The organism is Reinekea marinisedimentorum, from assembly GCF_004341165.1.
GTDB classification, from domain to species: domain Bacteria; phylum Pseudomonadota; class Gammaproteobacteria; order Pseudomonadales; family Natronospirillaceae; genus Reinekea; species Reinekea marinisedimentorum.
The window spans coordinates 43,529-58,771 of sequence record NZ_SLZR01000020.1 but is presented as its reverse complement, the minus strand read 5'-3'; the positions used below and the strand labels follow the sequence as shown (position 1 = coordinate 58,771).

Annotated in this window: 16 protein-coding genes; 8 read left to right on the top strand and 8 right to left on the bottom strand. The window is 52.9% G+C overall.

The features are described 5' to 3' along the window. The first annotated feature begins 63 nt into the window (after positions 1-63). Positions 64-792: an IS4 family transposase gene (locus BCF53_RS16790; protein WP_424511409.1), complete on the top strand. Its 729-nt coding sequence runs from the start codon at positions 64-66 to the stop codon at positions 790-792. Between the two features lie 68 nt (positions 793-860). Here BCF53_RS16790 and BCF53_RS16785 read toward each other — a convergent pair whose 3' ends face one another. The 7 genes from BCF53_RS16785 to BCF53_RS16755 form a co-directional block, all read right to left on the bottom strand. Next, the gene (locus BCF53_RS16785) at positions 861-1,901 is read right to left on the bottom strand and encodes a GMP reductase (protein ID WP_132703491.1); all 1,041 of its coding nucleotides are present in this window, start codon (positions 1,899-1,901) and stop codon (positions 861-863) included. 89 nt (positions 1,902-1,990) lie between these two features. Next, positions 1,991-2,809: a mechanosensitive ion channel family protein gene (locus tag BCF53_RS16780; RefSeq protein ID WP_207902763.1), complete on the bottom strand. Its 819-nt coding sequence runs from the start codon at positions 2,807-2,809 to the stop codon at positions 1,991-1,993. Positions 2,810-2,902: 93 nt separating this feature from the next. Then, positions 2,903-3,157 carry a YfhL family 4Fe-4S dicluster ferredoxin gene (locus BCF53_RS16775; protein ID WP_132703489.1) on the bottom strand — a complete coding sequence of 85 codons (255 nt, stop codon included), beginning with the start codon at positions 3,155-3,157 and terminating at the stop codon, positions 2,903-2,905. Between the two features lie 34 nt (positions 3,158-3,191). Beyond that, on the bottom strand, positions 3,192-3,683 hold the full coding sequence (coaD, locus tag BCF53_RS16770) for a pantetheine-phosphate adenylyltransferase (RefSeq protein ID WP_132703487.1): 492 nt from the start codon (positions 3,681-3,683) through the stop codon (positions 3,192-3,194). A gap of 64 nt (positions 3,684-3,747) precedes the next feature. Continuing rightward, complete coding sequence (locus BCF53_RS16765; RefSeq protein WP_132703485.1) at positions 3,748-5,181, bottom strand: coniferyl aldehyde dehydrogenase; 1,434 nt, start codon at positions 5,179-5,181, stop codon at positions 3,748-3,750. A gap of 28 nt (positions 5,182-5,209) precedes the next feature. Beyond that, positions 5,210-5,803 (bottom strand): 16S rRNA (guanine(966)-N(2))-methyltransferase RsmD, encoded by a 594-nt coding sequence (rsmD, locus tag BCF53_RS16760; RefSeq protein WP_132703483.1) that lies wholly within the window; start codon positions 5,801-5,803, stop codon positions 5,210-5,212. After that, positions 5,775-6,668, bottom strand: a complete 894-nt coding sequence (locus BCF53_RS16755; protein WP_132703481.1) for a hypothetical protein — start codon at positions 6,666-6,668, stop codon at positions 5,775-5,777. Before BCF53_RS16755 ends, rsmD begins: the two co-directional genes overlap by 29 nt. A gap of 79 nt (positions 6,669-6,747) precedes the next feature. On the opposite strand from BCF53_RS16755, the gene ftsY reads away from it, so the two are divergent. The 6 genes from ftsY (at position 6,748) to trmB (ending at position 11,649) form a co-directional block, all read left to right on the top strand. Further along, positions 6,748-7,815 carry a signal recognition particle-docking protein FtsY gene (gene ftsY / locus BCF53_RS16750; RefSeq protein WP_132703479.1) on the top strand — a complete coding sequence of 356 codons (1,068 nt, stop codon included), beginning with the start codon at positions 6,748-6,750 and terminating at the stop codon, positions 7,813-7,815. After that, positions 7,812-8,495, top strand: a complete 684-nt coding sequence (gene ftsE / locus BCF53_RS16745; protein WP_132703477.1) for a cell division ATP-binding protein FtsE — start codon at positions 7,812-7,814, stop codon at positions 8,493-8,495. The genes ftsY and ftsE overlap by 4 nt, the downstream gene beginning before the upstream one ends. Beyond that, the gene (gene ftsX / locus BCF53_RS16740) at positions 8,492-9,457 is read left to right on the top strand and encodes a permease-like cell division protein FtsX (RefSeq protein ID WP_132703475.1); all 966 of its coding nucleotides are present in this window, start codon (positions 8,492-8,494) and stop codon (positions 9,455-9,457) included. Before ftsE ends, ftsX begins: the two co-directional genes overlap by 4 nt. A gap of 179 nt (positions 9,458-9,636) precedes the next feature. After that, positions 9,637-10,509, top strand: a complete 873-nt coding sequence (gene rpoH, locus BCF53_RS16735; RefSeq protein ID WP_132703473.1) for an RNA polymerase sigma factor RpoH — start codon at positions 9,637-9,639, stop codon at positions 10,507-10,509. A 67-nt stretch (positions 10,510-10,576) separates the two neighbouring features. Further along, positions 10,577-10,951 carry a DUF423 domain-containing protein gene (locus tag BCF53_RS16730; protein ID WP_165901961.1) on the top strand — a complete coding sequence of 125 codons (375 nt, stop codon included), beginning with the start codon at positions 10,577-10,579 and terminating at the stop codon, positions 10,949-10,951. Then, a complete protein-coding gene (trmB, locus tag BCF53_RS16725) occupies positions 10,948-11,649 on the top strand; it encodes a tRNA (guanosine(46)-N7)-methyltransferase TrmB (RefSeq protein WP_132703469.1) in 702 nt (233 codons plus the stop codon). Before BCF53_RS16730 ends, trmB begins: the two co-directional genes overlap by 4 nt. 175 nt (positions 11,650-11,824) lie before the next feature. On the opposite strand, the gene djlA is transcribed toward trmB, so the two are convergent. Next, positions 11,825-12,628, bottom strand: coding sequence for a co-chaperone DjlA (djlA, locus tag BCF53_RS16720; protein WP_132703467.1), 804 nt, complete (start codon positions 12,626-12,628; stop codon positions 11,825-11,827). A 176-nt stretch (positions 12,629-12,804) separates the two neighbouring features. On the opposite strand from djlA, the gene BCF53_RS16715 reads away from it, so the two are divergent. Further along, positions 12,805-15,237 (top strand): LPS-assembly protein LptD, encoded by a 2,433-nt coding sequence (locus BCF53_RS16715; protein ID WP_165901960.1) that lies wholly within the window; start codon positions 12,805-12,807, stop codon positions 15,235-15,237. Positions 15,238-15,243: the final 6 nt, after the last annotated feature.

Below are 15,243 nucleotides of genomic sequence, written 5' to 3'. Positions count from 1 at the left end.
GGCCTGGGCTACGAGTGGACTCATGGCTGTCATAATCATCGAACGCACGGCCTAAAAGTTCACATGCTTTATGAAGCTAACAGCACGCTCCCTATGCATGCATCCATTACACCGGCCAACATCAATGACATTAATGTTGGTCGAACACTCCCAATTGAAACTGGTGCAACCTATGTCTTCGACAAGGGTTATTACGACTATAACTGGTGGTTTAAGCTGGATCAGGCGGAGTCTTACTTTGTGACCCGATTTAAACACAATGCCGGATTAAATCAGCTTAAAACTCGATCTTTAACTCAGAAAGATGAGGACTACGGCATCTTAAATGATGAGGTCGTTGCGTTTAAGAATCGTCGCCCTGGTGGTGGGAGAATCAACCATTATCATGGCACAGCCCTGAGACGGGTAACCGTCTCTCGACCCGATAAAACAACGGATTTAGTGATTGCAACAAACGACTTCCAGCGCTCAGCGCAAGAGGTTTCCGAACTTTATAAAAAGCGATGGGGCATTGAATTGTTCTTCAAATGGTTGAAACAAAACTTAAAGATTAAGCGTTTTCTTGGTCGTAGTGAAAATGCTGTTCGCCTTCAAATTTTTACTGCCATCATTACTTATCTGCTGGCGTATTTAGCCCACCGAAGATCGAGTACCCACCAGAGCTTAACACTCTGGCTAGTTGAATTAAGAGAAGGACTTTTTCTCCGTAAGGATACAGCGTATGCCACCGAGAAAAGGCGAAGGCAAGAAGTGCAGGAACTGGCCAGAACCCAGGGAGCATTACTGCTATGAAATTATTCCGGACAGTAGTGGGGGTGCGCGGGCGTCTCGCCCGCGGTTCAAACCGGGTACGCTTTAAATTAGGAGGTGAAGACCCGGTTTTCCTGTTCCTGAACGCGAATAAAGGTGGTGCGCTTGGAAAGCTCCTTCAGCTCTGAAGCCCCCACATAGGTGCAGGTTGAACGAACGCCGCCCTGAATATCCAGCAGCGTATTGGCGATCGGCCCGCGGTAAGGCACCTTCACGGTTTTACCTTCACTGGCGCGATAGTTGGCCACGCCGCCGTGGTATTTTTCCATCGCGGTATCCGAGCTCATGCCGTAGAACAGCTTGAATTGCTTGCCGTCTTCTTCCACCAGCTCACCACCGCTTTCATCGTGCCCGGCCAGCATGCCGCCAAGCATGACAAAATCGGCACCGGCACCAAAGGCCTTGGAAACATCACCCGGGCAGGAGCAGCCACCGTCCGAGATCACATGACCGCGCAAGCCATGCGCCGCATCGGCACATTCGATCACCGCCGAAACCTGTGGATAACCCACACCGGTTTTCACCCGCGTGGTACAGACAGAACCGGGGCCAATGCCAACCTTTACAATATCGGCACCGGAAAGCAGCAGTTCTTCGGTCATCTCGCCGGTCACCACATTGCCGGCAACAATGGTGATTTCCGGGTAGTCGCCTCGCACCCTGCGCAGAAAGTCGACAAAGTGCTGTGAATAGCCGTTGGCAACATCGATGCACACAAACTCAATGCCGGCATTCAGCGCGAGAATCTGCTTCAGGCGCTCATAGTCATTATCGGATGTACCGGTACTGACCATGATGTAGGGCAGCTGGTCGGCAGGCAGCTCAGCTAAAAACGCCTGCCATTGCTCAACGCTGTAGTGCTTGTGCATGGCGGTAAGAATTTTGGACTGAGCCAAAACCCTGGCCGCTTCAAAGGTACCCACGGTATCCATATTGGCGGCAATCAACGGCACGCCGGTCCAGCGCTTACCGCTGTTCAGAAAGGTATAGGTACGTTCGAGGGAAACCTGGGATCGGGATTTCAAAGTAGACCGCTTCGGGCGGATCATGACATCTTTAAAACCCAGCTTAATATCGTTTTCAACGTGCATTCGGAGACTCCGGCTGTAGATTTTTTGCAAACCGGAGCTGAAGGCTAGCACGTCAATTTGCATTCAACAAATAATTTTTGACCAGGTAGTCAACCCAGCATACGAACCTCGCGCTGAGGGAATGGAATCTGAATATTCGCCTCACGCAGTGCGTCCCAAACGGCCCGGTTGGCGGCATACTTAAGCTCAAAATGCCGGTCAGTCGGTGCCCAAAAGCGCACGCCAAAGTTAATCGAGAAGTCACCAAAGTTATCAATACCCACCTGAACCGAAGCGTCAGCCGCCAGGCCTTCAACCGACTGCACAGCGCTCTTGATCACACGGGTGACCTGCTCCGGGTCGGAGTCATAGGTGACGCCGATTTTTAGCTCAATCAGCAGGTTTTTCGCAGAGTTGTGGATAATCTCACCAACGATGTGGCGGTTGGGAATTTGAATGCGAACGTTATCTTCATCAATCAAAAAGACATACCCCAGGTGCACCGAGTCGACAATGCCGGTCACCCCTAAAAGCGAGATGGTATCGCCAACAATAAAGGGCCGGGTAATGATGATGGTAAAACCGGCGGCATAGTTCGAGAGCATGCCCTGAACCGCCAGACCGGCACCAATACCCAGTGCACCAATGGCTGCCACAAAGGGCGTGACGCTGATGCCCAAGTTACTCAGCGAGATCACCAACACCATCACCAGCAGCACAATCTTGGCAATACTGCCGGTAAAACGACTCAGGGTTACGTCGATCTTCTTACCCAGCATCAACCGCTCAACAAGGTTCCCTACCTTGCTGGCCAGCCAGTAGCCAATGATGATAATGATAAACGCGCCAAGAATCTGAAAGCTGTAGGTCACAACAAACTCGGTGAGCATGTCGTAGATTTTTTGCGCCTGTTCGAGTTCTATTTCCACCTTCTGCTCCCTGCAAAGTTAATCAGTGTAGCGTTTATTTTCAGCAGATAAAAAAAAGCCCGACATCTGCCGGGCTCTTATTTTCGCTGTCTATCAGGCCTGAGCGGCCATAATACGCTCGTATTTTTCCATCAGCTGGTCACGGTTTTCGACGTGCGCCGGATCGTTAGGAATACAATCCACCGGGCAAACCTGCTGACACTGAGGCTCATCGTAGTGACCAACACACTCGGTACAGAGGTTTGGGTCAATCTCGTAAATCTCGTCGCCTTCAGAAATCGCGCTGTTCGGGCACTCCGGCTCGCATACATCGCAGTTAATGCATTCATCAGTAATAATCAGTGCCATTTTGTAGTCCTCAATATTTATCGCTTGCGCAGCGTTATCGCCCTAAATCGGCAAACGTTTTGTTCAGAGCCGCTTCCACCTTGGGGTGTACCATTTTTGAAACATCCCCTTTCAGGAATGAGATCTCCCGAACAAAGGTGGATGAAATAAATGAAAACTGCTCTGAAGGTGTTAGAAACAGGCTTTCCAGATCAGGTGCCAATACGCGGTTCATGTTCGCCAGCTGAAACTCGTATTCAAAATCGCTGACGACCCGCAAACCCCGCAGAATGGCCTTTGCACCGTGCTCGCGGGCGAAATCCACCAGCAGATTGCTGAAGCCAATCACCTCGATATTGCCCATACCTTCGGTGACGTCTTTGGCTAAGGCGACCCGGTTTTCAAGGCTGAACAAAGGCTTTTTCTTGGGGCTGGCAGCAACCGCAACAATGAGTTTGTCGAAGTGGCGTAAACCGCGCTCGATCAAATCCATATGACCCAGGGTAATAGGGTCGAATGTACCTGGGTATACAACTATTCTGGACATTGACTTTCCATTATCTGAACTAAAAAGCGCGCGAATGTTACCGTAAGCACGGGCTGCAAACAAATCAGCCGCGCATCAGCTTCAGCAGCAGGTTCAAAAGCCAGCTTTTATAGGGCGGATACATCAGCTTCAGGGTACTGATCCGCTCTTTCGAAACCACCGGTTTGAACTTGGAAAAGGTGTTGAAGCCATACTTGCCATGATAGTGCCCCATACCACTGGCCCCCACACCGCCAAAAGGCAGGTTTTCCATGGCGACATGAATCAGCGCCTCGTTGAACAGCAGTGCGCCGCTCTGGGTTCGGTGTTCAAACAGCTGGCGAAGCCGGGCATCATAGCCAAACACGTAGAGCGCCAGCGGGTGCGGCCGGGAATTAATGTACTGCAGCACATCGGGTAAATCACCGTACTCCACCACCGGCAGGATCGGGCCGAAAATCTCCTCGGTCATCACCTTGCAGTGGGGCGGTACGTTTTTCAGCAAGACGGGGGGCAGCTTATTGCCGTAGTCGTTCAGGTTTTCGGAGTCACCGGCAATATAAACCTCGGCCCCTGCCGCCTTCGCTTCATCGATATAGCCGATCAGGCGCTGGCGCTGCGAGCTGTTGATAATGCAGGAGAAATCCTCATTCAGTTTTATATCACCGTACTGACGCTTGGCTTCCGCGATATAGCGCTGAATAAAGTCATCCACCTGCTCTTCCGGACACAAGACATAATCCGGCGCGACACAGGTTTGGCCAGCGTTAAGGCATTTGGGGAAGACCAGTCGTTCAACGGCTTCAGCAATGGGCATAGAGCGGTCGATCACCGCCGGGCTTTTACCGCCCAGCTCCAGCGTCACCGGTGTCAGGTTGTCACTGGCGGCACGCATCACATGCTTACCCACTGCCGTTGAGCCGGTGAACAACAGATGATCAAACGGCAGCGCACTGAACGCCCGCGCGACCTCAACCTCGCCGTTAACGACCGTAATAAGGCTCTGCGGAAAATAGCGCGCCACCAAATCGGCAAACAGCTGACCAAACTGAGGGGTGAATTCCGACATCTTAATCATGGCGTGATTGCCCGCCGCAAGCGCACCGACCAGCGGGCCGATTGCCAGGTACAGAGGGTAGTTCCACGGCACAATAACACCAACAATACCCAACGGCTGCGCGACCACCTTGGCCATTGCCGGCTGAAACATCCAGGGTGCCATTTTATGCTTTGGTTTCATCCAGCCTTTAACATGCCAGAGCGCATCATTAATAGACATGATGCTGGGCAGGTACTCTGCGCTCAGGGTTTCATGGCTGGAACGACCCGAAAAATCGGCATCGATGGCTTTGCAGATATCGTCTTTGTTTTCCACCAGCATTTGCTTTAACCGGCGCAGACGCTCGCGACGCAGGGCCGCACCGGCGCAAGGGGTTTCACGAAAAGCCTCGTACTGATTCAGTAAAATATCGGCAAGGCGTTGTTCAACGCTGCTCTCAATTGTGGTGTGAATCGCCATGTTACTTACCTCTGGTCATGCACTGCGTTCAGGCAGCTGTTAATTTCAGCAACCTGAAGCGCACCTGACCTGCAGTTTTATCTTTAATGGTTTCCAGCTCATCGGGAATCTGAATCTGCTGATTTTTCGGGCACTCAACGTAAACATAGCCATTTTCGGCCACGGTGCCATTAGCCAGAAGTTGGGTAAGGATTGAATCCCACAAATTCAGCGCAAACGGCGGGTCAACGAAGATCAGATCTGCGGTTTCCTGATAACCGTTGAGAAATACCTCAGCTTTTTGCGCCACCACCTCGGCATTGCTCTGGTTCAGGGTTGCCAGCGACTGGCGGATAGCACTCGCAGCGGCACTCTGCGGCTCAACAAAAACCGCGCTCGCGGCACCGCGGGAAAGAGACTCCAGCCCCAGGGCGCCGGTTCCGGCAAACAGATCAATCACCTTCATACCGTTGATGTCGAACTGCAGCCAATTGAACAGAGTTTCTCGTATACGGTCGGCCGTGGGCCTTAAGCCCTCCAGCTCAGGAATGGGCAATTTGCGGCCGCGATGACTGCCACCGACAATGCGAAGTGTACTGCCAGCCTGTTTCGGGCTAGCGCTTTTCTTTCTGGATCTGTTCAAGTGCGTCTTCTCTTACTTGGTTTACGGCATCTAAGCTGATGGCCTGCAGCCGTTGCTGCTGATCAACAAAGAAGCTGAATGGTAGTTCATAAGCCACCGCGGTAACGGCGTAGCGATGCAACTGGGCGGCGCTGCGCTGACGCTGTTGCGCTGTTTGCAGGTAGGCCTGAAGAATCGGGTCGAGTTCGTCGTTTTCAACCGGGCGGAAATCTTCCGTATGCAGTGTACTGGAAAAGCTGACATAGCTGGCACTGCCGCGATGATCCCACTGAAGGGTGACATCGTAACCGGCCAGGCGCTGCTTGAGTACCTCGACCCACATTAAAAAGGGTAACTGCTCGCTACTGCCCAGCGGCGGGCTTTGCAAAACGCCCAGCCCGGAGGCCTGGCCAGGCTGGTATTCAGCGCCGGTGCCAATGTAACCGTCGCTAAGGCTTTCCAGCAGCTCGGTGGTATTGCCATCCAAATTGCCTGACACCACAATCTGCTTGCCGGCTTCCGGCAGCCACTCCCGCAAAAAACTGATCGCCGTTTTAATATTTGCACGGCTCGCCGCCGTTGTGACCGTCACAATAAACTGGCCGCCCTGTGCCGTGGCCGAAATCTGCAGGGCCGAAGGCACCTCCAGCCGGGTCGTAGGCATCATGCCGCTCAATACGCTGATTTGCAGCGTTTCTGCGCCGGGCAAAGGCAGCGAACACAGCTGTTCGGCACAGCTCATCTGTACCTCATCGAGCGACCAGCTGCTGACCGATTGAGCATCCGGCTGGTCGGAATCATCTGGCCCCAGGCTGTTCAAAATAATTATCAGTGGAATCGTCACGTAAATAATGATCCAGAGCGTACGACGACTGAAATGAAACATGGACCCATCCGTTTTTTAGTGACTCTGTTCTATGTTAGTGTAGGCGACCTTTTTAACTGTTTATTGGCACCTTCACACCATGTTCGGATTTTCAAAACGCAAAGACAAGACCCCAGCCCAGGAAAAGCCCGAAGCGCAAGCCCAAACACCCGCAGAGCAGCCGCCAGCGCCGGCGCCTGAGCAACCCGTCGCGGAAGCACCGGCCGAGCCTTCAAAGAAGCGTTGGGTCGACCGGGTTAAATCCGGTTTAGGCAAAACCCGCGAGCAATTCTCCAGCGGCGTGGCAACGGCCGTTCTGGGTAAGAAAACCCTCGATGAAGACATTCTCGACGCCCTGGAAATGCTGCTGCTGACCTCCGATGTAGGCATAGAATCGACCAAAACCATTCTCGACAGCGTTATTGAGCGCCTGTCGCGCAAAGAACTGGGCACCGATGGCAACGCCATTATGATGGCCCTGCGCGATGTGATGGTTGAAATTCTCACCCCGGTTGAGGCCCCGCTGGTGATCGATACCAGCAAAAGCCCGTACGTCATACTGGTTGTCGGCGTGAATGGCGTTGGTAAAACCACCACCATCGGCAAGATGACCAAGCGCTTCCAGTCGGAAGGCCACTCGGTGATGCTCGCCGCAGGCGATACCTTCCGTGCTGCCGCCGTAGAGCAGCTGCAAACCTGGGGCGAACGCAACAATGTGCCGGTGATTGCCCAGCATACCGGTGCCGACAGCGCCTCGGTCATTTTTGATGCGGTACAGGCAGCCAAAGCCAGAAATGTAGATGTTGTCATTGCCGATACCGCCGGCCGTCTGCACAACAAAGACAACCTGATGACCGAGCTGGAAAAGGTTCAGCGGGTAATTAAAAAATTCGACCAGGACGCGCCGCACGAAGTGTTGCTGGTCTTGGATGCCGGTACTGGCCAGAACGCCGTGAACCAGGCCGAAGCTTTCACCAAAGCGACACCGCTGACCGGCCTGGCATTAACCAAGCTGGATGGCACCGCCAAAGGCGGCATTATCTTCTCGCTGGCCAACAAACTGGATATTCCGGTGCGCTACATTGGCGTTGGTGAACAGGCTGAAGACCTGAACCGCTTTGCGGCTCAGGAATTTGTCCATGCCATGCTTGGTTTAAAGGCACCATGATCCGATTCGAGCAAGTCAGCAAACGCTACGATGGCGGGCACGAAGCGCTTTCGAGCCTGTCGTTTCATATTGAAAAGGGCGAACTGGTGTTTTTAACCGGCCGCTCCGGCGCCGGTAAAAGTACCCTGCTGAAGCTGATCACCGCGATTGAAAAGCCCTCGTCCGGTTCGGTACGCGTCAATGGCGCACTGCTGAAAAACTACAACCGCAAAGACATCGCCTTCTATCGCCGCAGCCTGGGCATTATCCATCAGGACCACCAGCTGATGATGAACCATTCTGTGTTCGATAACGTCGCTCAGCCGCTCTATATTGCCGGTGAAAAACCAGCCGATGTGAAACGCCGGGTGCACGCCGCGCTCGATAAAGTCGGCCTGCTCAGCAAAGTCAGCTTCCGGCCCATTCAGCTTTCCGGCGGTGAACAGCAGCGTGTGGGCATTGCCCGCGCGGTGGTGAAACGCCCTGTTCTGATCCTGGCCGATGAACCTACCGGCAACCTCGACCCGGAGCTTTCCAAAGACATCATGGAGCTGTTTGAACAGTTCAACCAGCTGGGCACCACCGTGCTGATTGCCAGCCACGACCTGGGCCTGATAGCCCGTTTGAATTACCGGGTGATGTCGCTCAGCAACGGTCAATTGGTAGAAACACCTTTCGCGAGTCGCGGAGGCCAATCTTGAGCAACACTAAAAAAACTTCGAACCGCAAGCGTCAGCAGGTCAAGCCGCAAACCGACATTGGCGGCTGGGCCCGCCACCACCTGAAATGCGCAAGCGATGCCTTTCTAACACTGGTACGACAGCCAATATCCAGCGCCCTTACCTGGCTGGTGATTGCCATTGCCCTGATGTTGCCAGCGCTGTTTTACATCATGCTGCAGGCCGCAGCCAGCCAAACCAGCCACTGGCAGGAAGGCGGCCAAATTACGCTGTACCTGGCCGATGCCACCAGCGAATCTGCCGGCACCACGCTCGCCAACGAGCTGGCATTACGGCCAGAGGTTCTGAAAACCGAGTTCATCAGCAAAGAGCAGGCGTGGCAGAGCTTCCGCCCGGTCATCAGCGAAAACACTGAGCTGCAGCTGGAAAGCAACCCACTGCCCGCCAGCGTGGTCGTGATACCCACCCTGCAGGATCAGGCCGATCTGGAAGCGCTGATACTGACGCTGCAGGATTTACCGGAAATTAACGACATTCAAATTGATCTGGCCTGGATTGCCCGGCTGAACAGCCTGCTGGATATCGCCCGCTCAACCGTTCATCTGCTCGGCATTATCCTCTCCGTAGCGGTGCTGTTGATTGTCGGCAATACCATTCGACTGTCGGTTGAGTCACGCAAATCCGAAATTGAAATCACCAAGCTGCTGGGCGCAACCGATGCCTTTGTTCGCCGGCCCTTTCTGTATCTGGGCGCGTGGTACGGGCTTTTCGGCGGCATTGCAGCCTGTGTGTTACTGACACTGATCAGCGTAAATTTTCAGTCAGTGCTGGAACCCTTCCTGGCAGGCTACGGTCTGAGTGCTCCGGCCATCTGGTTAAATGCAGGCGAACTGGGAACATTACTTTTCGCATCTATACTTGTGAGTCTGGCAGGCGCAAGAATAGCGTTATGGCGACATTTACGGGATACAGACCCTAAATAGCCAAAAGTCTCCATATTTCTTGCCATTTACCATGAAAGAATGAGTGAAACGCCGTCGAACAGCGGTACATCACCCCTAAGTACTATGTTCGGGTATGAAATGGGGTTTAAACTTATGATTGTTACAGCCTATAATTGACGGCTGGCAAAAATTACCACCCTATCCAATAAGGAGTGAGTGTGAAATTAAATAATAGCGTTCCGACATTAGCACTGGATACATTATCACCAGGTCAGAACCTCGAAGCCTATATTCAAACGGTAAACACCTTCGAGCTGCTCAGTGCTGAGGAAGAAAAGGCGTTAGCTGAAAGCCTCTATTATGATCAGGATCTATCCAGTGCCCGTCGCCTGGTTATGTCCCATCTTCGCTTTGTTGTGCACATTGCGAAAACCTATTCCGGTTACGGACTGAACCAGGGCGACCTGATTCAGGAAGGCAACGTTGGCCTGATGAAAGCAGTACGTCGCTTCAACCCTGAAGTGGGTGTACGCCTGGTCTCCTTCGCCGTTCACTGGATTAAAGCTGAGATTCAGGAATTCATTCTGCGCAACTGGCGCATTGTGAAGATCGCCACCACTAAAGCTCAGCGTAAGCTGTTCTTTAACCTGCGCAGCTCTAAAAAGCGCCTTGGCTGGCTGAACGAAACCGAAGCTCAGGATATCGCCGACGCGCTTGGCGTAACCAAGAAAACGGTTTACGACATGGAAGGCCGGTTAACCGCTTCCGATGCCGCCTTTGATGGCTTCAACGACGATGATGATGACGGTGTTGCATTCCACCCTTCAGATTACCTGCAGGATGAAAATGACGACCCGGCACTGACCGTTGAACGCGCAAACCACACAGATGACGCTAACAGTCAGCTGTTTACCGCGCTGGAAGACCTGGACGACCGCTCACGCGATATTATCCAGCAGCGCTGGTTGAGCGAAGAAAAGGCAACATTGCACGATCTGGCCGAAAAGTACGGTGTTTCTGCTGAACGTATTCGTCAGCTGGAAAAGAATGCAATGAACAAAGTTAAAAAGGTGATGACGATCGAATTCTGATCCGCATCGACCTGCTAATAAATTGATAAGCCGCTTATGCGGCTTTTTTGTTGTAATGAGCAAGCAAATGAACCATAAAACCGCAGCCCTGGGCGCACTGCTTTGTGCCGCATCTGTCGCCCTGGGGGCCTTTGGTGCACACCTGATAGCCGATCATGTCAGTGCCGAGCGACTGGCCACCTGGCACACCGCGACCCGCTATTTGGGCACGCAAGGCCTTGGCGTTCTGCTGCTTAGCCTGGCAAAACAGGAGATGAAGCTGCCGATAATACTGCTGATTTCCGGCACACTCGTGTTCTGTTCTGCTTTACTGTTGATTGTTTTAACCAATACCAGCTGGCTGGGCGCCATAGCCCCTATTGGCGGGCTGTTAATGATAGGCGGCTGGCTAACGGCTGCTTTTAAATTTTATCGCTGCGAATCCCCTGAGAATTCAAAATGACCTCTGAAACCACCCCATTCCCAAGAAAGATCAAAAGCTTCGTTTTACGCGCCGCACGCATGACCGAAAGCCAAAAGGCCAGCCTGGAGCAGAACTGGCAAACCTATGGCAAAACTATCGATCAGGGCGTATTAGAAGCCGAGCCAACCTTTGGCCGTGAAGCCGATACCGTACTGGAAATCGGCTTTGGTATGGGCGATTCACTGGTCGATATGGCCATTGCAGCACCGGAAAAAGACTTCATCGGCATTGAAGTACACCTGCCGGGCGTCGGCCGAATGCTCAACCGCGTTGAAACCGAAAATGTGCCCAACATTCGCTGTTACAAAGAAGATGCCATTGAAGTGTTAAACCAGTGCATCAAAGATGAAAGCCTGGCCACCCTGCAACTGTTCTTCCCCGACCCGTGGCACAAAAAGCGTCACCACAAGCGCCGCATCGTCAACGCTGAATTTGCCCAACTGGTGCGCAGCAAACTGAAACCGGGCGGCACCTTCCACATGGCGACCGACTGGGAAAACTACGCCGAGCACATGCTGGAAGTCATGGAAGCCGCTGAAGGCTTTGAAAACACAGCCGGTCAAGGAAATTTCCAGCCGGGGCGCCCGGAGCACCGCCCGGTCACCAAGTTTGAAAAACGCGGCCAGCGCCTTGGGCACGGGGTTTGGGATTTAATTTACAAGAAGGCTATGTTTTAAGATGCTAGATGGCTAGATGGCTAGGTGCTAGATGCTAGATGCTAGATGCTAGATGCTAGATGCTAGATAACTAGATGCTAGATGCGAGATGCTAGATTCTAGTATCTCGCATCTCGCATCTCGCATCTCGCATCTCGCATCTCGCATCTCGCATCTCGCATCTCGCATCTCGCATCTAACGTCTCGCCCCCTTCACCTGCTCATAAGCCTGCTGAATTTCCTGCGTGCGCTCTTTCGCCAACTGCATCATCTGCTCTGGCAACCCCTTAGCCACCAGCTTATCCGGATGGTGCTGGCTCATCAAACGCCGGTAAGCGCGCTTCAGTTCCGCATCGGAAACATCCGCCTCAACGCCCAGCACCTTGTAGGCATCTGCCAGTGAGCTTGCCTGCGTAGCCGAAGAGGAAGAGCTGCGGCGATGCTCCGAAAAACGCATCTGAGCCCGAATACGCTGATGAATAATCTCGAACTGAACCCGGTTGATCCCCAAGTGCATACTGATGCTGTGCAGCAGATCGCGCTCGTTCACCGTCAACTGACCATCGGCGTATGCCGCCAGCAGCTGAATTTCCATGAATATCTGGGCCAGCGTTACCCTCCGGCCAATAACCTCGCCTAAATCGGCCAGAATGGCATCCGCTGAAAAATCCGGAGACTTACCTTCGTTAAATAGGCGCATGGCCTCAAGACGCTGATTTTCACTCAACGCCATTCGCGCCATTATGTGGCGGGCCAACTCAATCTCTTTTTCACTGACCCGGCCGTCGGATTTGGCAATTTTACCCATCACCATAAAGGTGGCCTGAAAAAAGGTGGTTTGCAGTACGCCCAGAGAGCCTTCAGCAACATCACCACCAAAGCGCCTTTGCGCCGTTCGGTCGAAGGCGTTGCCCAATAAAACACCCAGCACCAACCCCACCAGGTTACCGGTGTAGAAGCCCACGGCTCCGCCTATTATCTTGCCTGTCCAATACTTCATGCTGTTAATGCCACTCGGTAAATCATCACCCGCCCTTATCCTGCATCCGTCTTGTAAGAAATCTAATTTTTACGCGCTAAGAACTGCGCTTATTGAGTAATTTCGCTATGATCGCAGCTTTTGTTAAGACAAGAATATTTGTGCCTTACCCATCATTCAAACAACTTAGCATTTTAGTGACATTTAGCGCCTTTGGGCCAGCGTTTGCCGAATCTGTAACGGTTACCGACTGGCAGGCGTGGGAATCACTGTCTGATGCAGAAAAAGCCAATATCGCGCCCTATTGCGGCGGCAGCTTTGTTGCACCTGTGGTTGCTGTTCCGGCAGACCTGCCTGCCCAGCAAACCTACTTTACGTTTAACCAGAGCGTCAGTGACAAAGAGCTAAACCATACCCTAACCGGCGATGTGAATATTCACTCCGCGCAAGGCACCCTTGCTGCCGATGAAGTCTTTTACTCGACTACCACCCGCAAAGGTGACCTGCAGGGCAACGTGGTGATGCGGACAGAAAATGAAGGCATTAGCGGTAACGATGCCGAGGTCAACCTGGAAACCTACTACTCGCTGATCAAAGAGGCTCAGTTTGTCCTGTACGAGCAAGATATTCACGGCGAAGCCAATGAAATGGAACGCACCGATCAGGACACCTACAAGGCAAGGCAAATTACCTTTACTCGCTGCGTACCTTCTTCCAATGCCTGGAACATCAAAGCCTCCAAGCTGACGGTGGATAACGAAGAGGGAATGGCCACGGCCTGGAATGCCCGCATTGAAGTACAGAACGTTCCGGTTTTATATACGCCCTATATCGCCTTCCCGCTGGATGACCGGCCAAGAACCGGCCTGTTAACGCCAACCTTTGGTAGCGCCAACAGCTTGCCGTATTATATTCACCTGGCACCCAACTATGATGACACGGTCACCCCGATCATCACCGCAGATGACGGTACAGTTCTCGATAACGAATTCCGTTTTTTAACCGAGAACCACAGCGCCACCAATCAGATTGCCTATCAGGTGATCGATGGCGAAGACAGCAGCGACCGCTGGGGCGTCTCGCATGAGCAAACGGGCACACTGCCCGGCGACATCAGCTACGATTTCAGCACCAAATGGGTGAGCGACGTCTACTTTGATTCCACCTATTACCGGGGCTCGGATGAAGTTGACGAGCAGGAGCTTTCTTTCGACCTGAAAAAGAAGCTGGCAGGCTTTAACAATACCCTTGCCTTCGACTACACCCGCCCGGTTGACGATAGCACCGAAGACTTTGAAACCTACAGCACTAAGCTGAGCACCAGCAAAGGCATTTTCAGCAGCACCCTGCTCTATGAAACGCAGGAAGAATACGAAGAAACCAGCGATGCCGATGCAGACGATTACGACTACATGCGCGCACCGGAGCTGGCACTGACCTTCAAGCCGAAGACAACGCTGCTGGGGTTCAGCACGCAAGAGAAATTCCGCGCCGGTTACTTCACCCGCGAGCTCTCCGATGCCCAGATCGATGACCTGAGTGGTGACGATCTCGATTACGCCACCAACGCCTACCGCGCCCATGGCTCGCTGCAGCTGTACCGAACCTACAAGGCGGATCGCGGCTTTTACTTCAAGCCGAATCTGGAGATGTTTGCCACCGGCTATGACATGAGCAACGATGAAGGCTTTGACTTAGAAGAGGAATACGGCGGCAGCTCAGTTTCGCAGTATGCCTGGCGCACCAGCTTTGATACCGGCTTCAATCTGATCAGCGGCATCAATACGGTGTCACCGCGGCTCTACTATGCCTATGCGCCACTGACCGATCAGGATGGCCCGATACTCGACAGTGATGAATCAACCAGCTTTAACCTGTTTACCGCCAGCCGCTTTTCCGGTTACGACCGGGTGGGCGATATGAGCCGGCTTTCCGGCAGCCTGACCTACAAATACCGACCGGATAGCCGAGACACCGATCTGTTCAGCGCCACCTTCAGCAAGGGCATAATGCTGGCTCAGGAGCGCCTAACCGAAGACGGGGTAGATGACGTTGATGATGACTGGAGCCCGGAATACAGCGACTGGAATCTCGACCTAACCTACACACCCGGCACCGACTGGACCTTTAAAGCCTCTGCCGAGGTTTACCACGACTGGGACGACTTCGAAAGCTACTCAGCCTCTGCCCATTACAACCCTTCCGGCAACGGCTTCGCCTATTTTGAAGCCCTGCGCGAAGAGGAAGATGATGAAGACGATGAAGATTACGAAACCGTATTCGACTACCTTTCCGCCGGCTTTTACCTGCCCGTTTGGCAGAATATTGCGGTCATCGGCTATGCCAGCGTAGAGAAAGAAGCGGAAGACATCGGCCTGGATCAGTACCAGTTTTCCAAACTGCTGTACGGACTGGAATACGACAACTGCTGCTGGAGCTTCCGCTTCGCGACATTGGAAACCGCCTCAGATGACGATGAAAGCAATGCACTTTACCCAACCAGCACCGACACAAGCTATTATGTTGAGGTTACGCTGAAGGGCATCGGTACCGATACCGGTAGCAGCATTGAATCTATATTGAACCGCCTGGACTTCGGATACACAGGCAGACTCTTTAACTACCAATAACAGATA

Coding starts and splice junctions, on each gene's coding strand:
- BCF53_RS16790 (WP_424511409.1), top strand. CDS start 64: ATGCTTTATGAAGCTAACAGCACGCTCCCTATGCATGCATCCATTACA.
- BCF53_RS16785 (WP_132703491.1), bottom strand. CDS start 1,901: ATGCACGTTGAAAACGATATTAAGCTGGGTTTTAAAGATGTCATGATC.
- BCF53_RS16775 (WP_132703489.1), bottom strand. CDS start 3,157: ATGGCACTGATTATTACTGATGAATGCATTAACTGCGATGTATGCGAG.
- coaD (WP_132703487.1), bottom strand. CDS start 3,683: ATGTCCAGAATAGTTGTATACCCAGGTACATTCGACCCTATTACCCTG.
- BCF53_RS16765 (WP_132703485.1), bottom strand. CDS start 5,181: ATGGCGATTCACACCACAATTGAGAGCAGCGTTGAACAACGCCTTGCC.
- BCF53_RS16755 (WP_132703481.1), bottom strand. CDS start 6,668: ATGTTTCATTTCAGTCGTCGTACGCTCTGGATCATTATTTACGTGACG.
- ftsY (WP_132703479.1), top strand. CDS start 6,748: ATGTTCGGATTTTCAAAACGCAAAGACAAGACCCCAGCCCAGGAAAAG.
- ftsE (WP_132703477.1), top strand. CDS start 7,812: ATGATCCGATTCGAGCAAGTCAGCAAACGCTACGATGGCGGGCACGAA.
- BCF53_RS16730 (WP_165901961.1), top strand. CDS start 10,577: ATGAACCATAAAACCGCAGCCCTGGGCGCACTGCTTTGTGCCGCATCT.
- trmB (WP_132703469.1), top strand. CDS start 10,948: ATGACCTCTGAAACCACCCCATTCCCAAGAAAGATCAAAAGCTTCGTT.
- djlA (WP_132703467.1), bottom strand. CDS start 12,628: ATGAAGTATTGGACAGGCAAGATAATAGGCGGAGCCGTGGGCTTCTAC.